The organism is Streptomyces griseoloalbus (assembly GCA_014650015.1).
Lineage (GTDB): Bacteria > Actinomycetota > Actinomycetes > Streptomycetales > Streptomycetaceae > Streptomyces > Streptomyces griseoloalbus.
In genome coordinates this window covers 1-526 of record BMUD01000174.1, presented here as the reverse complement: position 1 = coordinate 526, position 526 = coordinate 1, and the positions used below count along the sequence as shown (strand labels likewise).

1 protein-coding gene is annotated in these 526 nt (G+C 42.4%); it reads right to left on the bottom strand.

The window, feature by feature from the left end:
- Positions 1-55: 55 nt before the first annotated feature.
- The coding region (locus IE178_RS37265) for a transposase (RefSeq protein WP_193515123.1) at positions 56-526 on the bottom strand (471 nt) is incomplete at its 5' end.

Genomic DNA, 526 nt, shown 5'->3' with positions numbered 1-526 from the left:
TGGTTTAACCAAGTGAGTTAGGGTCAGCGGATTTTCCCGGTTGGCAAGCTTTCTTTTAAGCGTATAGCCTAGCCAGTCTGAACATGAAGAATTTCACATCAGCCACCCCTCTTAACTGGCTTCGAAAAGCTTTGATTTTAGCATTGAACGACTCCGCTGAAGCATTTGTCAATCGTTCTTCAAAATAATTTATGATGGTCGTACTATGGTTTGAAAAGGTATCAAGTACCTTGTTGAACTCCATATAGTCAAACTTTTCCACTTCATTGTACCATCTTGCGAGATTTAGCCTTGCTTCATCGGGACCTGACTTCTTGTTGAAGATGTCTGTCAGTTTCATGCTAAGGCTGTATCCTTCCAGAAGCTTGGGGAATTTATCAAAGAGAATGGCAGCCCTGGTCTTTTGCTGTTCATTCCATTTGCTCCAGTGTTTCAGTATAATATGCTTGCTTCTGCTTACTATCTGTGGCAGGGTTTCTCCGTTCTCCATTCTTTCAGGCTCCCATTTCCCTATTCTCTCCCTTTC